This is a genomic window from Streptomyces sp. NRRL WC-3549, from assembly GCF_000721935.1.
Classification (GTDB): domain Bacteria; phylum Actinomycetota; class Actinomycetes; order Streptomycetales; family Streptomycetaceae; genus Streptomyces.
On the sequence record NZ_KL585381.1, the window covers coordinates 165,408 to 167,406 of the forward strand.

The window sequence follows — 1,999 nt, forward strand, 5'->3', positions numbered from 1 at the left end:
ATGTGTATAAGAGACAGCCCGAGGACCTGTTACTGGTCTGCTGCAGCGAGTCCACGGTGTACGCGTCGACCGAGCCCCCCATCACGACGCTCTCGCTCAAGCCGCGCAGAATCGGCACGGCGGTCGTCCAGCTCCTCATCGACGCCATCGAGGGCGTCGGCCACGACGGACCGGTGGAGCGGGTGATACCGACGGAACTCATCGTCCGGACCTCTTCGCAGCGGCGGCCTCCCCGGACGACGGTCAGTGCACCACGCTCACCCGCGGGGGACTGACCGGGGCATTCCGGGCCAATTGGCCGGTGAACTCCGAGTGCGTCCGGATTCACCACCCCTGGTGCGTCACACAGCACGATCCGCATTCCTATGATGGGCGCACGACACCGCGGACCACCTCTACCAGGCAAGGCCCGTCAGGTGTACGGCGGTGCAACGGTGGTGGAGGGGTCGATGACTCAGGGGGCCGGTCAGGAACCCGTGGTGCGGACAGCGACGTTGCGCGACTTCCGCGTACCGCCCTATGCGCAGGCGCCGATGCCCCCGCCCGCGCCGCACCCCGGCAACGCGCCGCTGGGCGACGAGCCGCCCGAGGGGTACACGCCCACCGAGCGCGACCTCCCGGTGATCAACCGCGGTGGCACCGCCCAGGTGCGGGCCGTCACGGACCAGCGGCAGAACGGCGACCCGGCCCGCGGACCGCTGTACGTGGTCGGCGACGTCCACGGCTACCTCGACGAGCTGCTCGCCGCCCTGCGTGAGCAGGGCCTGGTCGACACCGAAGGGCGCTGGGCGGCCGGCAACACCAGGCTGTGGTTCCTCGGCGACTTCACCGACCGGGGCCCGGACGGCATCGGGGTCATCGACCTCGTCATGCGGCTGTCCGCGGAGGCCGCGGCGGCCGGCGGGTACTGCAAGGCCCTGATGGGCAACCACGAGCTGCTCCTCATCGGCGCGAAGAGGTTCGGCGACACCCCGGTGAACTCCGGCGCGGGCACCGCCACCTTCCAGGCGGCGTGGCTGCTCAACGGCGGCCAGAAGACCGACATGGAGCGGCTCCAGGACGTCCACCTCCAGTGGATGGCCCGGCTCGACGCGGTCGTCGAGGAGGACGGGCATCTGCTGATGCACTCCGACACGACCGCCTACCTCGACTACGGCTCCACCATCGAGGACGTCAACGACACGGTGCACGCCATTCTCACCCGGCACGACGCGGACGAGTGCTGGGACCTGTTCCGCAAGCTCACCAAGCGGTTCGCCTTCCGCGACGAAGGGGGCGCACAGGCCGTCCGCGAGATGATGGCGACCTACGGAGGCCGGCGGGTCGTCCATGGCCACAGCCCGATTCCCTACCTGCTCGGCGAGGTCGGTTCGGAGGACGGCGAGGACAGCACCCGCACCCTGGTGGACGGCCCGCACGTGTACGCGGACGGGCTGGCCATCGCCATGGACGGCGGAGTCACCATGGCCGGAAAGCTACTGGTCGTCCGACTCCCCCTGCATGACTGACGCTCCCCTCGGAAGATCCCTCCCGACCTGACCGCACCGGCCGCCGGGTCCGCCGCCGGGCCTGTTTCCGGGCCTGCCGCCGGGCCTGTTTCCGGAAACCCCCTGTCCCGTCCTGCCGTGACAGCTCCACCATCGGCGTACCAGTAGCAGGCTCTCCTCCGTTTCCGCCCGACCCGCCCGGCAGCCCGGTCGCTCAGGCCCTACGGAGCATCGGGGGATGCACATGAAAGGCACTCCGCACCTGCTGGCCGAGGACCGGACCGCGTACGAGCGGACCCTCGCCGACGCGCTACGCCACGCCCACGTACGTCCGGATCTCGACGGGGTCGGGGGCCACCTCGACGCGGAGCGCCTCCGGACGACGGCGCTCGACGCCACCGCCCTGATCACCGCCGCCGCTGCCGAGTACGAGCACTACGTGGAGGTCCGCGGCGAGGTGCGCGGGCCGGCCGGCCCGGTGCGGAGCGGCGAGGACCGGACGGGCGCGGGCA

Annotated in this window: 2 protein-coding genes and 1 pseudogene; all 3 read left to right on the forward strand. The window is 71.0% G+C overall.

The annotated features are described in order from the left end of the window. On the forward strand, positions 1–275 hold a 275-nt coding region (locus IH13_RS0101005), incomplete at its 5' end, for a substrate-binding domain-containing protein (protein WP_158791008.1). 174 nt (positions 276–449) lie between these two features. Next, on the forward strand, positions 450–1,508 hold the full coding sequence (locus IH13_RS0101010; RefSeq protein ID WP_031080184.1) for a metallophosphoesterase: 1,059 nt from the start codon (positions 450–452) through the stop codon (positions 1,506–1,508). A gap of 217 nt (positions 1,509–1,725) precedes the next feature. Next, positions 1,726–1,999: pseudogene (locus IH13_RS0101015) on the forward strand (hypothetical protein); the annotation flags it as partial.

What these genes read in the sequence shown, in the direction of transcription:
- IH13_RS0101010 (WP_031080184.1), top strand. Translation starts at nt 450, where the DNA reads ATGACTCAGGGGGCCGGTCAGGAACCCGTGGTGCGGACAGCGACGTTG.